Source organism: Mesorhizobium sp. M2A.F.Ca.ET.042.01.1.1, assembly GCF_003997405.1.
GTDB lineage: Bacteria > Pseudomonadota > Alphaproteobacteria > Rhizobiales > Rhizobiaceae > Mesorhizobium.
Genome location: NZ_RZRX01000013.1, coordinates 21,658 through 39,383, shown reverse-complemented (window position 1 = coordinate 39,383; position 17,726 = coordinate 21,658). Strand labels below are relative to the sequence as shown.

At 57.5% G+C, this 17,726-nt stretch carries 15 protein-coding genes; 6 read left to right on the top strand and 9 right to left on the bottom strand.

Annotation, left to right across the window (positions count from 1 at the left end; translation table 11 throughout):
• The first annotated feature begins 9 nt into the window (after positions 1-9).
• Together EOA23_RS03850 and EOA23_RS03845 are read left to right on the top strand one after the other, a co-directional pair.
• A complete protein-coding gene (locus EOA23_RS03850) occupies positions 10-1,326 on the top strand; it encodes a polysaccharide pyruvyl transferase family protein (RefSeq protein ID WP_127302933.1) in 1,317 nt (438 codons plus the stop codon).
• Positions 1,327-1,362: 36 nt separating this feature from the next.
• Positions 1,363-2,328, top strand: coding sequence for a glycosyltransferase family A protein (locus tag EOA23_RS03845; RefSeq protein WP_126060801.1), 966 nt, complete (start codon positions 1,363-1,365; stop codon positions 2,326-2,328).
• A gap of 50 nt (positions 2,329-2,378) precedes the next feature.
• Here the strand turns inward: EOA23_RS03845 and EOA23_RS03840 are convergent, their stop codons facing one another.
• The 4 genes from EOA23_RS03840 to EOA23_RS03825 all read right to left on the bottom strand — a co-directional run bounded on the left by EOA23_RS03840 (position 2,379) and on the right by EOA23_RS03825 (position 7,907).
• The gene (locus EOA23_RS03840) at positions 2,379-3,515 is read right to left on the bottom strand and encodes a glycosyltransferase family 2 protein (protein ID WP_126060800.1); all 1,137 of its coding nucleotides are present in this window, start codon (positions 3,513-3,515) and stop codon (positions 2,379-2,381) included.
• Between the two features lie 167 nt (positions 3,516-3,682).
• Positions 3,683-5,206 (bottom strand): oligosaccharide flippase family protein, encoded by a 1,524-nt coding sequence (locus tag EOA23_RS03835; protein ID WP_127302932.1) that lies wholly within the window; start codon positions 5,204-5,206, stop codon positions 3,683-3,685.
• Positions 5,207-5,256: 50 nt separating this feature from the next.
• Positions 5,257-6,279 carry a GNAT family N-acetyltransferase gene (locus tag EOA23_RS03830; protein WP_127302931.1) on the bottom strand — a complete coding sequence of 341 codons (1,023 nt, stop codon included), beginning with the start codon at positions 6,277-6,279 and terminating at the stop codon, positions 5,257-5,259.
• Between the two features lie 179 nt (positions 6,280-6,458).
• On the bottom strand, positions 6,459-7,907 hold the full coding sequence (locus EOA23_RS03825) for a hypothetical protein (RefSeq protein ID WP_127302930.1): 1,449 nt from the start codon (positions 7,905-7,907) through the stop codon (positions 6,459-6,461).
• Positions 7,908-8,430: 523 nt separating this feature from the next.
• Here EOA23_RS03825 and EOA23_RS03820 point away from each other — a divergent pair.
• The 3 genes from EOA23_RS03820 to EOA23_RS03810 all read left to right on the top strand — a co-directional run bounded on the left by EOA23_RS03820 (position 8,431) and on the right by EOA23_RS03810 (position 11,589).
• A complete protein-coding gene (locus EOA23_RS03820) occupies positions 8,431-8,649 on the top strand; it encodes a hypothetical protein (protein WP_126060797.1) in 219 nt (72 codons plus the stop codon).
• A gap of 603 nt (positions 8,650-9,252) precedes the next feature.
• Entirely contained in the window at positions 9,253-10,008 is a 756-nt protein-coding gene (locus EOA23_RS03815; protein WP_189341488.1) for a response regulator transcription factor, read from the top strand.
• A 222-nt stretch (positions 10,009-10,230) separates the two neighbouring features.
• A complete protein-coding gene (locus tag EOA23_RS03810; RefSeq protein ID WP_127302929.1) occupies positions 10,231-11,589 on the top strand; it encodes a glutamate-1-semialdehyde 2,1-aminomutase in 1,359 nt (452 codons plus the stop codon).
• 77 nt (positions 11,590-11,666) lie between these two features.
• Here EOA23_RS03810 and EOA23_RS03805 read toward each other — a convergent pair whose 3' ends face one another.
• From EOA23_RS03805 to EOA23_RS03795, 3 genes are read right to left on the bottom strand one after another with little or no spacing between them, the layout of a single operon-like run.
• The gene (locus EOA23_RS03805; RefSeq protein ID WP_127302928.1) at positions 11,667-12,320 is read right to left on the bottom strand and encodes a PIG-L deacetylase family protein; all 654 of its coding nucleotides are present in this window, start codon (positions 12,318-12,320) and stop codon (positions 11,667-11,669) included.
• The gene (locus EOA23_RS03800; RefSeq protein ID WP_042642461.1) at positions 12,317-13,132 is read right to left on the bottom strand and encodes a sugar phosphate nucleotidyltransferase; all 816 of its coding nucleotides are present in this window, start codon (positions 13,130-13,132) and stop codon (positions 12,317-12,319) included. Before EOA23_RS03800 ends, EOA23_RS03805 begins: the two co-directional genes overlap by 4 nt.
• Positions 13,129-14,424 (bottom strand): class I SAM-dependent methyltransferase, encoded by a 1,296-nt coding sequence (locus tag EOA23_RS03795; protein ID WP_127302927.1) that lies wholly within the window; start codon positions 14,422-14,424, stop codon positions 13,129-13,131. Before EOA23_RS03795 ends, EOA23_RS03800 begins: the two co-directional genes overlap by 4 nt.
• A 326-nt stretch (positions 14,425-14,750) precedes the next feature.
• On the opposite strand from EOA23_RS03795, the gene rfbC reads away from it, so the two are divergent.
• Positions 14,751-15,302 (top strand): dTDP-4-dehydrorhamnose 3,5-epimerase, encoded by a 552-nt coding sequence (rfbC, locus tag EOA23_RS03790; protein ID WP_127302926.1) that lies wholly within the window; start codon positions 14,751-14,753, stop codon positions 15,300-15,302.
• Here the strand turns inward: rfbC and EOA23_RS03785 are convergent.
• Both EOA23_RS03785 and EOA23_RS03780 read right to left on the bottom strand, forming a co-directional pair.
• The gene (locus EOA23_RS03785) at positions 15,297-16,619 is read right to left on the bottom strand and encodes a DUF4910 domain-containing protein (protein ID WP_127302925.1); all 1,323 of its coding nucleotides are present in this window, start codon (positions 16,617-16,619) and stop codon (positions 15,297-15,299) included. The two genes, rfbC and EOA23_RS03785, sit on opposite strands and share 6 nt — an antisense overlap.
• Before the next feature lie 5 nt (positions 16,620-16,624).
• A complete protein-coding gene (locus EOA23_RS03780) occupies positions 16,625-17,686 on the bottom strand; it encodes an SDR family oxidoreductase (RefSeq protein WP_127302941.1) in 1,062 nt (353 codons plus the stop codon).
• Positions 17,687-17,726: the final 40 nt, after the last annotated feature.

The window sequence follows — 17,726 nt, the reverse complement described above, 5'->3', positions numbered from 1 at the left end:
GGAATCTAGATGAACACATGCGCCGACATCCATGTAGACGATCTGGCGGCGACGACGCCCGCTGCCACGCGAGGTTGGTTGTCCCGCAAGGAACGCCCGGCAAGCACGACTTCCACAATTGCCCTCTTCGGGAATTTTGGAAGCAACAATTTCGGCAATGAAGGATCGCTTCTTGCAATGGTGGAGTTCCTCCGCCGCGAGCGGCCCGATGCGAGGCTTTTTTGCATATGCACCGACCCCTCCGCCATCAGGGACTCACTTGGAATGCCCGCCATTCCAATCCGGCGATCCGGGCGCTTTGGTGAGCTATCGCATAAGATTGTCAGGACTCCTCTCAAGGTATTAGGGAGGGTTCGCAACCTCGCCAAGGCATTCCGAGATATCCGGCGCGCCGACGTCATGATCATTCCCGGAACGGGAATTCTTGACGACTTCGGTGAGCCGCCGCATGGGATGCCTCTTGATATCTTGATGTGGTGTTTCGCAGCACGGATGTCAGGCACGAAGGTGGCCTTTGCCAGCATAGGAGCCGGTCCTATTGGCCATCCCGTCAGCCGATGGCTGATGGTCTCGGCCGCGAAGCTGGCGCATTATCGATCCTACCGCGACGCCCGCTCGAAGGAATTCATGCGGAATGCGGGTTTGGACGTGGAGAACGACGCGGTTTATCCCGACGTCGTTTTCAAACTGCCTACCCCGAAGCCGGCCAATTCGGCGGAGTCGACCTCGGTCAGTTCAAGAACCGGCGTCCTGACCGTCGGCCTCGGGGTGATGAAATACGATGGCTGGTACGGATTTGCTCACGACGGCGGGGCAATCTTCGATCTCTATCTGGATAAACTGGCACAGTTCGTCACCCATCTGCTGGAACGCGGACATCGCGTCAAATTGCTGACGGGAGAAACCACCGACATGGAGGCCGTGGATGCACTGCTTGCACGGCTGCGCGTGGTCGCCGCCGGCTCTGCGTCGGAACGCGTATCCACCGGGTTGGTGAGTTCGCTGCATGATCTGATGGAAGAGATTTCCGAGACAGATATCGTCATCGCCACACGCTTTCACAACATCGTCTGCGCGTTGAAGATGGAAAAACCCGTTATCTCCCTGGGATATTCGGCGAAGAACGACGCGCTGTTGGCAGAGATGGGCCTCGATGAATACTGCCAGCATGTCGACACATTCGACGTCGAGGTGCTTATCGCCCAATTTGAGAAGGGCATCATCGAGACCCAGAAGATCAAAAACGCGATCCGTGCGGGTAATCTCGCTTTCATGGAGCAACTCGATCTGCAAGACAAGCGACTTCTGTCGGAAATTTTGTCGTGAACATGCTGCTGGCTAGCAGTTTCTGGAGACTCTGGGATGCCAAGTGTGGACGTCATAATCCCCTGCTACAACTACGCGGATTATTTGCCTCAATGCGTCGACAGCGTGCTCTCCCAAGGTGTCTCCGAGGTCAGAATTGTCATCATCGACAATGCCTCGACTGACAACAGTGTCGAGGTTGCAAGACATCTGGCTGAGTCGGATCCGAGAATAGAGCTCGTCTGCCATCCGGAAAATCTCGGCCCGCATGCCTCGTTCAATGAAGGGATCGACTTGGCACGCGCGGACTACTTTGTCATTCTGTGCGCCGATGACCTCATGCAGGCAGGATCTCTGAAGCGTGGGATCGAGGCGCTCGAACAAAACCCTGGTGCGATTTTTGTTGTCGGCGCCAGCACGCCGTGGGCGGGCCAAATGCCACCCGAACCGACGGACCAGCCTGAAGGCTGGAGCGTTCAATCCGGGCTGGACTATATAGAGCTCTGCTGCCAGGCAATCGGCAAGAATCCCGGGGTGCACGCAATACTGGTGAGGACTTCGGCGCAAAAAGCAGCAGGGCATTACCGAGCTTCGCTGAAGCACATGGACGACCTGGAGATGGCCCTCAGACTCGGCTGCATGGGATCGGTTGTATGCCTTCACGCGGCCTTGGCAATTCAGCGCCTACACGCTGCGAATTTGAGTAATGCTCTGTGGGAAGATCGTCTCAAGGATCTTCGGGAGCAACAGGCAGCCTTCGACAGCTTCTTTCGTCGGGAAGGGCGAAATATTCCGCGTTCTCTTGAACTACATCGCGTAGCGACACGGCGAACAGCTGAAACCGCATTTTGGTCGGCGGCTTCGCACATCTACAGAGGCAAGACCGCCGTTGGCCTTGGCCTGTTCAAATACAGCCTCAGCCTAAGACCATCATTGGCACTGATACCGCCGGTAAGCCACTTGTTTCGCACGAATGGTGCCCTCAAGCGGGTAGCCGAACTCTTATCGGCCGGAATTCGCTGAACTCGCAAGTCGCCGAGCGTTACTGCTCGTCGCTGCAAATGCCTGCCCTGCTACGCCGTTTCCCAGGGAAATTGCCGCAAGACCCGCAAGACAAGGCGCAATGTGCCGTAAGCAGCGGAAGCTGTCTTGTCGGACGGGCAGCAAACAGCCAGGGCCACCAAAAAATAGGCGTGCCAGAGCCGGTTACGAAAACATGCAGCCTCTTTGAACAGCGCTATGGATTTGTTTCGATATCCTGATCTCAGTGCGAGGCAGGCCGTCTCGTAAATATAATGCTTCCGCAACAGCGAGAGTTCGGGATCACTGCGATTTTGGTTCCAATGAAGCTGGTCAAAATATTGCAGACGATTAACGCGAAAAGCGTAGGCGTTCGGCCCCGTCGCAAGGTGATCTTCCTTGAGGGGATCGGAATGCAAACCATGTTCGTGTTTGCGTGCGGAAGGTAACGAGATGAAATTCGTGCGGAAATGACGAGCGAGTAATGCCTGGAAGGGATAATCTTCCGCGCTGCGCTTGGAGGCGTCGAAGCGGCCGACGAGCTCCAGCGCCTGGCGAGTCATTACCGTGGCCGGAAGCCAAGCGAAATACCCCCAACGCGTGTAGCGAAAGATGTGCCCCTGGTAAAGAAATGCTTCGGACGCTTCCCTGTCGGTCGAGCATCGCGTCGCCCAAGTTCCGAGCGCGCGCTTTGTATGAAAAACGCGCAGATAGTCGTCGGTTTGGCCATCCGGGAGTTCGAACGCATCAGAGCCAATCACGCGGGCTATGCTCCGATAACAATTGACGATCGTCCCCTTGATCATCCGATGGTCGGTATCGTCCTGAAAAAACTCGAAAGTAAGGTACTGATCGTCCGGAAATTCATTGAAGAAGGCAACCGATAGGGACAGGAAATGCGGAAGCCACTCGTCATCGGAATCGAGGAAAGCAATCAGTCGACCAGTGCTGGCTGCGATGCCGGCGTTGCGCGCGGCGGCCACGCCCTGGTTGCTCTGCCGAATTAAACGGATACGCGAGTCGAACTCAAAAGTCAGTTGCGCGGTGTAATCGGTTGACCCGTCGTCAACGATGATGAGTTCCCAATCTTCGAAAGTCTGCCCAATTATACTATCTATCGCGCGCATGACTGTGTCAGCGCGATTGTAGGTTGGTAGTATAATAGATACTTCAGCGCGGGGTCGATACATCAAAGATCACTCTCGAATGTTGCCTGCACCCCCCGGCGTCGTGGCATGTTCGAAACGGGTAAGTCACCGTCTACTGTGGCAATGCGCCTAGGGTTGTCCAGGACAACACTTCCTCATGCCGGACCCTAGGTTCGGCAGGAGATGCGGCATCGACATAACTGTAGCTTTCATTTCACCTCGCTCGGCAGGACCGCCGCAGCCTGGACGGGCTCGGCGATCACCAACAAATCCGGATGGGGCTGCCGCCCTGTCCGCAGCATCCGGGCCAGCCACTCGGCGACGTGGTCTAGTTCGTGCATTGCCGGATGTTTGACTAGCCAGATCGCCAGCACCCAGCCTAGCCCCGAAAGGACGGCTGCAACCACTGCGGCAGCCAGGTGGATCTGCGCAGGGTAGCACGCAAGGGCGACCACGGCGGGACCAATGGCGCTGCCGATCGTCACCGCTGCACTCTTCCACAAGGCAAGGACGAACTCTGTCCAAGTCATGCTTATGTGGCGTCGTACGAAAAGTAGCGAAACCATAGCCTGGAAAGGAACCGTCAGAAGCAGGCTGAGCACCATGCCGCGCAAACCGAAAGGAGCAGCGACCAAAAGCAGGACGGCGCAAACCGGCCATATGACAAGCGAACGCAAGAAGGCATCGCGAATGGCGCCAACCGCCAGGAGCACGCAGTAGTTCAATGCATAGCTGAACGAGAAAAAGGAGGCAATCGCAGCGATCCGGACCAGCGGCACTATCTCGAGCCACTGGTCTCCATAGAGGAACGTCACGACTGGGTGCGCCAGGATAGCAAGCACGCCGAGCGCCGGCCAGTGGACCGCCGTGGTGTAGGTCAGCGCGGTCAGGTAATGATGTTTGAGGTCCCCACCTTTCCTTGCCTCCGATGAAAATCCCGAGAAAACAACGGAGATTGAACTGGCCAGAAAGATCTTGTCGGGCAGCTGGGCAACCGTAAGCGTCCGGTTAAAAAGGCCCGCTGCATTGAATGAGAGAAATCGTCCCAGCACCAGATATGGGATCTGGTCGTACATTCGGGCAAGCATCACGATGAGGCCATTGTAATAACCGAAGGCAATCACGCCCCGCCAATTGCTGAACAGCGGCTTGAATATCCAGAACTCACTCCGGAGCAGGAGCGCGAGGATGCTGCCGAAAGTGGCCGAGACGAACCACGCCATGGCAAAGCTCATGTAGCTGAACCCGAGCGACGTGAGGGTGAGGACGGTGACCGCGCTGGAGACAGCAATCGCAATGTTCACCAAGGCAACCTGTCCGAATGCCATCTCGCGCCGCATGAGCGCCAGTATGGGAGCGGCCACCACCTCGATGACAAGAGCTGCCGATATCAGACGTAGATAGGGCCCAAGGCCATCCTCGCCGTAGACATGGGCGATCAACGGGGCAAATAGAAGGAGCCCTGCTGAGATCAAGGACGTAAGCGACAACATCACGGTAAATGCTGCGCGCACGTCCTCTTTCGAAAGATTGGGCCGCTGAACTATGAATGCAGTGCTGGAAAACTCTCGCAGCGACAACGCAAGACCGACAACAGCCGATCCAGTCACCGATATACCGATTTCGCTCGGCGTAAGAAGCCTCGACACGACCATCGTCAGGCCAAAATTGACGGCAAGACCGAAGTATCGATCAGCAGTGGTATAAATTAGCGCTCGTCTAACTGAATTCATTGATCGACTTCACAGGATTGGAGTGTCTGGCGAAGGGTCTTGATCTCCGATTATTCCGCAGGCCGGTTGATATTTGTTACTCCACGCAGCTTTCGCACTGCCCGGCCGAACTGGTATCTCATGATGTTGCCGCAGATTCGCATTTCGTGCTTGACTCCTTTAATCGGAGCAAAACGTTGCTTGTAGTCGTGGCCCCCACCCAAGTCGATACCTCGCAGATTGAATCTGCCGACCATCTCGAATGTCAGATAGATTAAATATGTCCCTATATCAAAGCGATCGTATTCATGATCTCTGAAATATACTTGGGCAACTAGTTCATTTTCATGTATCAGGCAAGTCACGCCCCCGACTCGACGATCACCGTCGCTGAGCAGGATGGACACAAGACGGCCGGTGGCCTCCATGTACTCCGCAGCCGCGACACGGTCCGCTATCTCCGCGCCATCGATCCCCCAGGTCTTACCCCACTCTTTGACAATCAATCTCGCCGCGCCCGGCTGATTGATCCCAACGGAGAAGCCGCTGCATTTTCTGCGAGACTTTCGTATTGCGTCCCATCGACCAGTCTTTCGCCAGTACGCTTCAAAGTCGTCCGTGGCATCCATTCCGAAGGTTGGTTCAGACCACAGCGCCCGCACCGCGCCGTGGCTTTGCGGTTCCTTTTCCAGGCGCCAGAAGCCAAGCTCGACAGTAACGCCTACGCTTGCCACGGCATCCAGAAGCCGGCCAGGTTGCGACGGCAAGACAAATCCGGGAACGATGTAGCGGGTTACGGGCACCCAACATCCATCAGGCGTCCGGCGCAAGGCCACTATTGCGACAGGCGCGTCCCGCTCACGCACAAGCGCGATGAGCTTTCTATTGTCGATCGAATTTGTGGCCAGTATCCGGAACAGCTCATGCGGGCACGCGTCGGATTCAGGCAGCCGCGACAATGCATCATCCAGTTGCGAATTCCATTGCCTGAACGAGGTGACGTGAGGACGGGACCGTTGGGCGCGCGCCGGCTGGTTCTCCTCAACGACCGGCTGGATTGGTCTGGTCCCTATCGCTTCGGGTTGCGCCTGCATGCGACTACTCCGGATTCAAATGTCGCGTTCACACTACGGGCCGGCGGATAGCGTGCAAACCTCCCAAAAAGGCTGCGATTGCGTACGAAAGCAGTAGTTCAAATTTCTGCGATGGTTTGCCGCAACGCTTCACTTGAACCTGGTGAGGCAACTGGCGTCGTTGCGGAGTGTCATCTAACCTACGCGGCGTCGATGGCGCGCGCAAAAGGCGTTGTTTCTGGATACTGGCCACCGGCTCGATCAAACGGTTGCGTGGCGCCCAATGCGCGCACCCGTGCGACCCAAACAACGGCCAGCGCGACGAAGAAGAGAATGCCTGGATCGGCATTGCCACCTGATATTGAGGCGGCGACTAAACCGGCAAGAGCGGAATTCCTGACACTCGTCACCACAGCGTCCGTCTCGGGGTCCAACCACCGCCGCACCCCGCCTACGCCTCGAGCCAAGACACCAAGCAGCATCGCCATCATCGCTGATCCGAAAAACCCGAGCTGGGACAGGACCGCGATCGGCCAACTCGATGTCCTCGAACTGCCGAAACCCACGCCGAGGCCGTTGGTGTCGATGACGGACTGCAGGCTTTTCAGGTTCCAATAGGTTCGCTCATGGCCTGACCCGGAATTCGCTTTGTTGACGATGGTTTTGTTGAAGAGCCCAACAAAGGAATCCAGGACATTTGCCTTGTAGAGGCTGATGCCCAACACCGCAGCCGTGCCGACAATCATCAGAACGGCTATCAGTATATCCTCGCGCTCAATTTTCCCCTTTAAGACCGAGGCCAACATCGAGAAGGCGACGGGAACGCACAGCACCATAAGCCCAACATAGGCGGTCGACGACGTCGACAGAATGGTCAGGAAGAGCAAGATGCCCGACAACCATTGGGCAACGACCGACTTGGTCTTTCGCCAGTAGGTATAGCAGAACGCAAGGCAGGCCAGAGTAGCAGCGGCGAAGGAAGATGCCTCGGAGAAAGGTCCCGTGATGCGAGCGAATCCAGCCTCGTACGCACCCGTTATAATCGCATAATTGGCAGTTCTGATGGGGGCGAGGAGATCACCCAGCCCTGCATTTTTACCGACAAAGTCAATCAATCCCATCCCGGCGTGCAAGCAGCATAAAACGAAGAAGCCGCGGCGAATCTGATCGATACGGTCAGAGCGCAGCGTCAGGACGCAAAGCGCGATGGCAGCAAGCCCGCCAAGGATAAAGTAGCCCGTCTGCGAGATGTTGCCTGAAACTGGCGCCAAGGACGCTTCCACCACCGCTCCCCTGGTCTTCGACTGGACGAAGACGACGGTCTGCCCGGCGAAGAACCTGGGAAACAGCCACGATCCGATGATCGCGTAGACCATGAGACTTGCGAGTATCCAGACCGGGCGGATACTCCCGAAGACGCTTCCGAGGTCGAACCATATACGGCGTCTGGCTGCGACGGCCGCGACGAGTAGAGCCTCGAACATGGTGTAGATGAGCGGAGATGACCCGCCCAGGAAAGTCAGGGTCATGACGGCCGTAGCGCCGAATGCCTGGGAAGCAATCAGCCCGATAATCAGCACTCCCCGGGCATAGTATGCAATGGCAAGAACGGCCACGCACACCAGCAGACCCGGCAAAGAAACCTGCATTGTTGATCGAGCCTTTCGCTCGGTTGGTCCCGCCAATGTTGACGAAAGACACTACCCGACGGCAGGTATCTTTCGACGGGCACGAACCTTGGGCAAGTGAGCCAAACGGCGTAGTCCTGCATTCCGCAAGAAGCCGTAGGTCTCCTTGAGAACCGAAAATACCCCACGGCTTGCAACCAGGCTCGGCCCGTTGAGGCCCGTCAACCGACCGCGAGCCACGATCGCCGGCTGCATGCCATCCGCTGCGGCTGAGAAGCGCTCGTGTTTGGGCTGCTGGCGGTTGCAGGCTCAGAATGTGTCGACACGTCGGCCTGCCGGGATCCTGCCTACCCCTTCCTGCAAACGGCTAACTCGCGAACGCACACTAAAGAACGGCTCGACGGCGAGTTATGTCCCCCTTATACACAGGCTCGCGGGCACATTTCTGCTTACGATCGTGAAATGTCGTGATAATTGGAGATATCGGGAGCTCTGGGCAATGGAGTGGGTTCTCTAGAGTTCCAGCATGAGGAGGACAATCCGTATGACCACCCGTGTTGTACACGGCGCATTTGGACCAAAGCAGGTGAAGCAACTCAAGGAAATTTATGAGCGAGCGCAGGCTGTGACCGCCCAGTATCCTGAATCGCACGTCGCTAACAAAGCCGCCAAGAAGTTGATCGATGCGTTTGAGACAGTGACCCGTAGCCATGAGGCGGTCTGCCGTTGGCTGAGCGAGACTGAACCCCAGGGACACGCCTGAGGTTCCAATCGTCAATTCTGGGAGCATCTATCCGCCTGCCAGACAATGCTGGCAGGCGGATTTTCTGCTGTGCCGCTCACCGCAAAAGCGATAGGGGAGCCATTGGGGCGGGCGAATGGCTCCCCTACCCTGTCTTCGCTTTATCCGCAGACAGACCGGCGTACGCCCGGGCAAACGCTGGCAAACAGATGTTCTTCTTTGGCAATGCATGACGTCAACGAAGCCTTTGGAGTAAGAAGCCGCCGTGGATTAACGGTCCTGCTTCCGCCTATCGGATGAGCTTGGCGGCGCTGCTTTGCCTGAAATCATTTTTGTGCACGAGTCCAGGAACCCGGCCCAATGGTTTCGGCCCGCATGGCCTGCCCATCAGCGGGATCCCTTGAGAGCCAAAAAAATTTACAAAAAATTAACTTAGATTAGCTCTCGCTAGTAAAGCATCAACTACTGAATTTTAGGTGGTGTACGGGAGAAGCGATGAGCGTCCAAGCTGGGGGGGCCTGGCTGGACTCTCAGATTGGTAGAAACTTTCAAAAAAATCTAGGATTTGAGGGGGCTGTCGGCCGCCATGAGGCGGTCGTTTTGGGCAAAAGTTGGGGTGCTAGTATGAGTTCTGCAATCGGACTGCATAATCTTGCTTCGACAAATCAATCAGAAATCTCGTCGAGCAGCGCAAAGAGCAACGAACAACTAGACAAGGAATGCCTACTTATTCTTGACGGAAGGGCGCTAGACCGGGAATGTCTAGCATCGGCTCTGGAGGATCATGAGCTTGGCATGGCTGTTGCCGCCATGGGCCGGATCGAAGAATGGCGAATAAAGAAGGAAGCATACCCTCCTCTAGCCGCCATCCTATTTAATCTTGGTGGACGCAAAGTTACCGATCAAAGCATAGCTGAAGAGGTCCGAATGATCTCTTCAGAGTTCAGTTCTGTTCCAGTGATTCTGCTGGCTGACACGGAAGATCTTACACAGATACTGACCGCCCTTGAAAGCGGCGCGCGCGGATACATTCCGACTTCTGTTGGCATTGACGTCTGTGTCGAAGCCGTCAACCTTGCGGCGGCTGGCGGCATCTTCGTACCGGCCAGTAGCGTGCTGTCCATGCGGCATCTGATCGATTCAGGCAGCCGCGACGCACGTCCGCTGACGACTATGTTCACGCACCGGCAAGCTGAAGTGGCTCAGGCGCTTCGGCGCGGCAAGGCGAACAAGATCATAGCCTACGAACTGAACCTGCGCGAAAGCACCGTGAAAGTTCACATCCGCAATATCATGAAGAAACTGAAGGCGACCAACAGGACTGAGGTTGCCTACAAGGTGAACGACCTTTTCGGGGAAGGTGCTCTCGCGGAAGAATGACAGGTGGTTTCAGACGGCCCGCCAGAGTTCACTTCTGCGGGCCGTCTTTGTTAGCCTCGTTTCGTGATCGGCTGTTCCGCAGCCGCTGCAAAATGGCGTTTTCGGCATAAAACGCCGGTATTGGGCTCCAACATCCACCATAAGTGCTAAATCGGCAGCCATTTGATGATCGCGAAATTTTGGACCGGACATGTAGACTTTCCAACAGCTGGAGTGTGGTACATGTCTGAGCAGAGCCCTTGTTTTCGCAAATCTGTCCGTTTGCAAGGTCGCGCGCGCCAACTGATCCCAGGTGGCTGCCATACATACGCGAAGGGCGATGATCAGTATCCCATTCTCGCCCCGGGTTTCATTGAGCGTGGACTTGGATGTCATGTCTGGGACGTCGACGGCAACGAATATATCGAATATGGCATGGGCAATCGTTCCGTTGGATTGGGGCATGCCTACCCGACCGTCCTGAGAGCGGTTGAGGCAGCGTTGAGTGGCGGTTCCAATTTCACGCGACCGGCTAAGATCGAAGTCGACTGCGCCGAGACGTTTCTGGAGCTTGTCGACGCGCAGATGGTAAAATTCTGCAAGGATGGCTCGGATGCGACGTCCGGCGCCGTGCGCCTGGCCCGCGCTTATACAGGGCGCGACCTCGTGGCCTGTTGCGCTGACCATCCATTCTTTTCGACGGACGATTGGTTCATCGGCACGACACCGATGAATGCCGGTATTCCGGAGGTGGTCCGAAATCTCACCGTCACCTTCCGATACAACAACATCGCCAGCGTAAAAGACCTGTTCGACAGATATCCGGGCAAGCTGGCCGCGCTGATCCTCGAGCCATCCCGCGGAGACGACCCGGCAGACGGCTTCCTGCATGAAGTGCAACGTCTCTGCCGGGAAAACGGCGCGCTGCTCATTCTCGACGAGATGATCACCGGATTCCGGTGGCACGCGGCTGGAGCTCAGAAACTCTATGGCATTGAGCCGGACCTGACGACGTTCGGCAAAGCGCTCGGCAATGGCTTCTCAGTGTCAGCATTGGCGGGCAAGCGCGAATATATGCGGCTTGGCGGGTTAGAGCATATGGACCGCCCAAGGGTATTCCTGTTGTCAACCACGCACGGCGCGGAGACCCATGCGCTCGCCGCGGCCATCGCGACCATGCGAACATACCAGTCCGAACCTGTTATAGAGCACCTGCACCTCCAAGGCACAAAGCTCAAGGACGGTATCACCGAGGCTGCCAAACGCCACGGCGTGGGAGACCACTTCAAGGTCGTCGGCCGCCCCTCTTGCCTGGCATTCGCCACACTCGACCCCAACGGCAAGCCGTCGCAGGCATATCGCTCGCTTTTCCTTCAAGAGACAATCAAGCGCGGAGTGCTGATGCCGTCACTGGTCGTCAGCTACACTCACGACAACCCGGCGATCATGAAGACCATAGAGGCGGTCGACAGCGCATTGGCGGTGTATGCCCAGGCCCTGGAAGCGGGGACGGACCGGTTTTTGGTCGGCCGGCCATCCCAGGTGGTCTTCCGTCGATTTAACGAAGGGGCCGAAGTACGGGTTTCCGCCGCGGCCAGCTAACCGAGCGGCGTGCACTTGCGCCGCTGCGCGGGTCCGCTCGGGGCGGAAGTCCCTTCGGCGATGGGCATTGCTGACTGTTAGAAAATCCTGGCTTTTCTGACCGTGAACGCCTCGGCGAAACGCTCGGGCGCTCTGCATTCCATTCCGCGCAATCTGGCAAGCCCAACAAAAGTGTCACGGTCGAACCAGTCCTTGGAGCGCTGCGTCCCGAAGTACTTATGGAGAAACTGGATCTTGCGTTCCAGTACGTCGGCCGCAAGCGGAACATATGCATTCGGCCGGCCGAGGTCGCCATCCCACTTCGGAATCTCGTATTCGAGCACCAGATGGTCGCGAAAGACATTCCAGGTCAATTGATTGACTTCCCGATGGTCCTGGTGGGCATCGAGCCTGGCATGCGTGAGCACTATGTCGGGATTGATGCGCGACCTCACATCGATCAACCAGTGTTTTATCGATCGGCTATGGATTGGGAAGTAGCTGTCTTCAAAATCCGCGATCTCGACTTTGGATGAGCTCGACCCTTCAAGGAAGGCCTCGGCCGATGCCTTGGCTTCGGCCGAACGGGGGCCGCCGCCGCTCAACACGCACCAATGGACGTGGAGTTTCACTCCTGAAGCGATCAAGCTGAGAATTGTGCCGCCGGCGCCTATTTCAATGTCGTCGGAATGGGCTCCAAGGCAGAGGAGCGAGAGTTCCTCCCCTCGGCGCGCGAGGCCAAGCCCCTTCATGATGCAGCCATCACCATGCTACGCTTGATCTTCTCGGCGGTGACCTTGCGATTCCAGGGCATATCGCCTTTTTCGACCATGTCCTCGAGCGACTGCCAGTCGCGCAGCGTATCCATCGAGCGCCAGAAGCCTTCGTGCTTGTAGGCCATCAGCATGTTGTCGTCGATCAATCGTTTGAATGGTTCGAGGACGAGCTCCTCGCCGTCGCGCATGTAGTCGAAGATTTCCGGCCGGAAGACAAAGTACCCACCGTTGATCCATATCTCGGATGTATCCGTCGTGCGGAACTCGCGCACACGGCCATCTTCAGCGATGTCGGCCAGATGGTATGTCAGCGGCGCGCGCACGGCGAGGAAGCAGCCGATCTTGCCGCTGGCCTCGAACTTCGCAATCACGTCGTCGAGGTCGACATTGGTCAGGCCATCGGAGTAGTTGGCCAGGAACATCTTCTCGTTCCTGACATGATCCCTGGCGGCCCAGAGTCGCTCTCCAATGTTGCGCCAGATACCCGTGTCGAGCAGCGTAATGCTCCAGTCCTTTGGAGTATCGCCGAGCAGCTTCACATCCCGACCGCCTTGCGTGACGACGCAGTCAGAGAAGGTCTGCGGCCTGGTGTTCAGGAAGAAATCCTTGATGACGTTGGCCTTATAGCCCAGGCAAAGGATGAACTCGTCATGCCCGTATTCGCTGTACCACTGCATCACGTGGCGCAGGATCGGCTGGTGGCCCAGAGGAATCATCGGCTTCGGTATGCTGTCGGAATAGTCACGTATGCGCGTGCCGCGCCCGCCGCAGAATAGGACGACTTTCATCTCGGCAACTCCGATGGATCGATCACTGTAACGAAAGGAATCGGCACCACGAATTTCGCGCCCCAGCTGGCGACGTGATGCATCTGCTTGATGATCTCGTCCTTCAAGTTCCATGGAAGGATCAGGATGTAGTCCGGCTTGGCATGGTCGATCGCCTCTATCGGCTTGATCGGTATGTGCATGCCGGGCGTGAAACGACCGTGCTTGTAGGGGTTCCGGTCGACCGTGAAGTCGAGAAAGTCGGGGCCGATTGCGCAATAGTTAAGCAACGTGTTGCCTTTGCCGGGCGCGCCATAGCCGCAAATCTTCTTGCCCTCGTTCTTGGCCGAGATCAGGAAGGCCAGGAGATCTCGCTTCGCTCGCTGCGCCTTGTCGCCGAAGGAGGCGTAGGTCCCCATGTCGATCAGCCCATGCCGCTTTTCGCGATCGAGCAGCAGTTGAACGCGGTCGTTCACGGGCCAGCTGCTTTCCTCGTTGGCGAGATAGATGCGAAGCGAACCGCCATGCGTAGGCAGTTCCTCGACGTCGATCAGCCGCAGCCCGTGGCGGGTAGCCATAAGGTCGATGGTCAATAACGAGAAGTATGAGAAATGCTCGTGGTAGATGGTATCAAACTGGTTCTCGGCCATCAGTCGCTCGATGTGCGGAAACTCGATGGTGATGACGCCTTCCGGCTTGAGGAGGACCTTCATTCCTGCGACGAAGTCATTCAGGTCGGGCACTTGGGCCAGAACATTGTTGCCGATGATAAGATCGGCGCGCAGGCCCTCGGCCACCATCTGGAGAGCCAGGCGAACCCCGAAGAAATCAACCCTGGTCGGCACACCCTTCTCAAGCGCGGCGCTCGCAACGTTTGCGGCAGGCTCGACACCTAGAACGGAAACGCCAAGCGGAAGAAAGTGCTGGAGCAGGTAGCCGTCGTTGCTGGCGAGCTCGACCGCGAGGCTGTCGGAACCAAGGCCGAGGCGTTTCGTAATGGCCTCGCAATAGGCTTTCGCGTGGGCCACCCAGCTTGTCGAAAAAGAAGAAAAATAAGCATACTCGCTGAAGATGGTTTCGGGACTCATGTACTCCTTGAGCTGCACCAGATAGCAGGTGTCGCAAACTAGGACGTTCAGCGGATAGTACAGTTCCACCTGATCCAGCTGGTCGGCCCGCAGGAAGTTTTCGCAAGGCGGCGACATGCCGAGATCGACCAGCGTATGCCGCAGACGCGTACCACAAAGCCTGCAGCCGACGCCGCGGCGTATCGGGTTTTGGTCGCGGACGACTTCGACGGCTTGTATGTTCATTGGCTGCTCCTTGTCCGCCTGCTGGAGAAAAAATTGGAGACGCGGTGGCCTGACGAAGTACCTGCTGCCGTCGCGTCTCCGTGGAATTTACGCAAGCCTAAGGCGACGCGCCTTTGAGTCCGATTTGCCAATGCGTCGGCTGCCTTAATCCTTAAAGGGCAAGGGGGTGAGGCAGTGACCCCATCAGGCAAGCCGAACGAGTAGGATTGACCATCCGGCATACCGCTATCGATGAAGCCACCTAAGGCTTTGGTAGCTCTTCCAGCCGGTACTCGCGACGCCAAGAATTCCCTCGGTTTTTGCCCGCCAAAGGGGCTTGAAGCGACATGCAGTTTGCCGAGACCGAATTGAAAGGCGTGTGGCTGATCGAGCCGACACCCGTGGTCGACGATCGCGGCTCCTTTACGCGCCTGTTCTGCGAGAAGGAAATGGCCGATTGCGGGTTGGCGACGCGCTTTGTCCAGCACAGCCGGGCACATTCGGTCAAAAAAGGAACGCTGCGGGGGTTACATTTTCAGGAGGACCCCTATGCCGAGGTGAAACTCGTCTCCTGCGTCCGTGGCGCGATCTTCGACGTCGTGGTTGACATGCGCGCGAACTCGCCGACGCGCTACAAGTGGTTGGGCTTCGAACTGACGGCCGCAAACATGAGGCAGATCTATATTCCCGCCGGATTCGCGCATGGACTGCAGACACTTACAGACGATACCGAGGTTTCGTACCTGATATCGCAATTCTACACGCCGCACTCAGCGACGGGCGTCCGCTTCAACGATCCCGCCTTTTCAATAAACTGGCCCTTGATGCCGACCGCGATGTCGGAAAGGGACAGGACATGGCCGCTCGTCAAGCAGCGGGCTGCAATCGAGGCCTTATAGGATCGCAGCCAAGAGCCCATGCTCCGACAGCAACCTGGCAGCGGCTGCCAGCTCCTTGAACGGCAGTCCGGAGCGCTCGGCCATCGACAAAATCGAGTGCTGTCCATCGGCCAGATTGAGCACCCATAGCAGGGACATCGAAGTTATGCCGGACGCCTTCTGCCCTCCCAAGGCGCTGTAGAGGCCCCGCCTGCCGAGTTGCGGCTCGCCCTTGGGGAAGAGATTCAAGGGCGTCCAGTCCCCTTCGACCACGTCGATCAGATCCATGAGAACCGCCAAGGAATCCTCAAGGTACTCCGGCGCGATGAAGCTGAGATTGTCGGCCGACGTATGGTACTCGGGGAAGGTGCCGTGGATGCTCCGCTGGAACATGCCTACGGGAAGATTGAAGCCCGGTGAGCAATATTGCCTTTCGTCGTAGCCATAGGGGGAAAAATCGATCAGCTTCGCTCCGGGCCGACCGCCGAGCAGGTGCGCCATAGCCCGGTCAATGAAGGCGTCGCCGCGACGGCTGCGCTTGTATGCCGGGCATCCAGCATCACCCACGCAAGACACTACCAGCCCATGATCGATGAGTTGTATGCGGTTCTCATTGCGCGACAGCCATGTGAGCGCGCCGATCGTTCCTGGAGCAAAGAGGAAGCGGTAGCTATACTTTGTCTTCCGGGTTCTGAGGGTCCTCGCCAGCGTCGCCAGGAGAGCGAGGCCCGAGCAGTTATCATTGGCCAGTGAGGGATGGCATATATGGGCTGAAAGAAGGAATTCCCGCTCGGTCTGTCCGCGGTGCAGGTATTCTCCATAGGTCAAGCTGCCGTCCTTGAGCTCAGCATCAATCTCTACCTGGTAGAGACCGTCGGTCATCTCGAGCAAACGATCATGCGCCATGCAGAACCCCCATGTCGGGGTGTAGTAGTTGGTGCGGTAGGGAATCACTTGCGGCTGTTCAGGCAAGGTATGGATATGCTGCCTCAACTCATTGAGCGGCAAGGTACCTTTGAAGGGTACGCTGTAGTTGACTACGTGGAGGTTGGAATCGGCAAAGTCCACGATCGTCCGACCGTCGGGCGCGGCGATCCTGGCCGACCGGATGTTCCATTCTTTCGGAATCGTCCAATCGAATACCTGCGTGCCAGTGGGAACCTCATGCCGCCGCAAGTCAATGTGCCCGGACAAAACGTCCAAGGTCTTCCGCACGCCATCGCCGGTGATGCTTCGGCAAATCGGAAATAGCCGTTCGGCCAGGTCATAGATCTCCTGGCCGGCCCCGGCGGCGGCCGGCGGCGCCGAGCCGAGCCCAGCTGGACCCACATACGTCATTTGGATTAGCCCGCCGCAGCCTCCAGGGCCATTGAGGCCTCCACGGCACGCATGCGCTCGTCCAGAAGTCCGTTCGCCAACAGATATCTTATGTGGCCGATGCGCTGGAAGCGAGGACCCTCGAACTCCTCCAAGGTGACATTTGATTGCCGATAGGCCCGGTAGAGCTGTTCGGCGCCTTTGCGGGCGTCCCATTGCGGCCGGAAGCTCGGAAGAGCTCGCGCAATCTTCTCGAAGCTTACCCGATAGGAACGTTTGTCGGGGCCGGCATCGGCCGCGAACTCCAGGCGGCAGCCGGGCACCACATCGGCGACGATCTCGGCTATGTCGCGGATCCTGTAATTGTGGGCCGTCTGCCCCACATTGAAAGCCTCGTTGTGGATCACATCCCGCGGGGCTTCGAGGCCGGCGATGAAAGCGCGGGAAATATCCTCGATGTGAACGATGGGCCGCCACGGGGTCCCATCGGATTTGAGCAGGATCACGCCTTTGGTCACCGCCCAGGCAACGAGATTGTTCAGCACGATGTCGAAGCGAAGCCGGCGCGACAAGCCATAGGCCGTGGCGGGCCGGAAGTAGGTCGGAGAGAAGTTCCCGTCGGCGAGTTCGGAAATATCGCGTTCGGAAAGTACCTTGGACCAGCCATAGGGCGTGACCGGATTGAGCTCTCCGGTTTCGTCCACCATGTCATCGCCCGCCTGTCCGTAATTGCTGCAGGACGATGCGAAGAGAAAGCGTGACACGCCCGCTTCCTTGGCCGCTTTCGCGAAGCGAACGCTGCCCTTGTGGTTAATCTCGTATGTGATCTCCGGATCGAGATCGGAGAGCGGGTCATTCGAGAGGGCTGCCAGGTGTATTACGGCGTCGAAACCTTCGAGATCGCGAGGCTGCACGTCCCTGACGTCCTTTTGAATGGATGGAACGGATGCTCGCTCCCCTCCCGCCGCAAAGGTGCAGCGCCGGTAAAGGTCGCTGTCGTAGCCGGTCACCGCATGCCCCGCGCGAAGCAGCATCGGCACCATCACCGACCCGATATAGCCTTGATGGCCGGTTACCATGACTTTCATCGTACACCTCTCAAGAGTGGATTGATTACCGTGAAAGCTA

Bases quoted from the DNA above. Each gene is read 5' to 3' on its own strand.
- EOA23_RS03850 (WP_127302933.1), top strand. From the start codon at position 10: ATGAACACATGCGCCGACATCCATGTAGACGATCTGGCGGCGACGACG.
- EOA23_RS03845 (WP_126060801.1), top strand. From the start codon at position 1,363: ATGCCAAGTGTGGACGTCATAATCCCCTGCTACAACTACGCGGATTAT.
- EOA23_RS03840 (WP_126060800.1), bottom strand. From the start codon at position 3,515: ATGTATCGACCCCGCGCTGAAGTATCTATTATACTACCAACCTACAAT.
- EOA23_RS03835 (WP_127302932.1), bottom strand. From the start codon at position 5,206: ATGAATTCAGTTAGACGAGCGCTAATTTATACCACTGCTGATCGATAC.
- EOA23_RS03830 (WP_127302931.1), bottom strand. From the start codon at position 6,279: ATGCAGGCGCAACCCGAAGCGATAGGGACCAGACCAATCCAGCCGGTC.
- EOA23_RS03825 (WP_127302930.1), bottom strand. From the start codon at position 7,907: ATGCAGGTTTCTTTGCCGGGTCTGCTGGTGTGCGTGGCCGTTCTTGCC.
- EOA23_RS03820 (WP_126060797.1), top strand. From the start codon at position 8,431: ATGACCACCCGTGTTGTACACGGCGCATTTGGACCAAAGCAGGTGAAG.
- EOA23_RS03815 (WP_189341488.1), top strand. From the start codon at position 9,253: ATGAGTTCTGCAATCGGACTGCATAATCTTGCTTCGACAAATCAATCA.
- EOA23_RS03810 (WP_127302929.1), top strand. From the start codon at position 10,231: ATGTCTGAGCAGAGCCCTTGTTTTCGCAAATCTGTCCGTTTGCAAGGT.
- EOA23_RS03805 (WP_127302928.1), bottom strand. From the start codon at position 12,320: ATGAAGGGGCTTGGCCTCGCGCGCCGAGGGGAGGAACTCTCGCTCCTC.
- EOA23_RS03800 (WP_042642461.1), bottom strand. From the start codon at position 13,132: ATGAAAGTCGTCCTATTCTGCGGCGGGCGCGGCACGCGCATACGTGAC.
- EOA23_RS03795 (WP_127302927.1), bottom strand. From the start codon at position 14,424: ATGAACATACAAGCCGTCGAAGTCGTCCGCGACCAAAACCCGATACGC.
- rfbC (WP_127302926.1), top strand. From the start codon at position 14,751: ATGCAGTTTGCCGAGACCGAATTGAAAGGCGTGTGGCTGATCGAGCCG.
- EOA23_RS03785 (WP_127302925.1), bottom strand. From the start codon at position 16,619: ATGACGTATGTGGGTCCAGCTGGGCTCGGCTCGGCGCCGCCGGCCGCC.
- EOA23_RS03780 (WP_127302941.1), bottom strand. From the start codon at position 17,686: ATGAAAGTCATGGTAACCGGCCATCAAGGCTATATCGGGTCGGTGATG.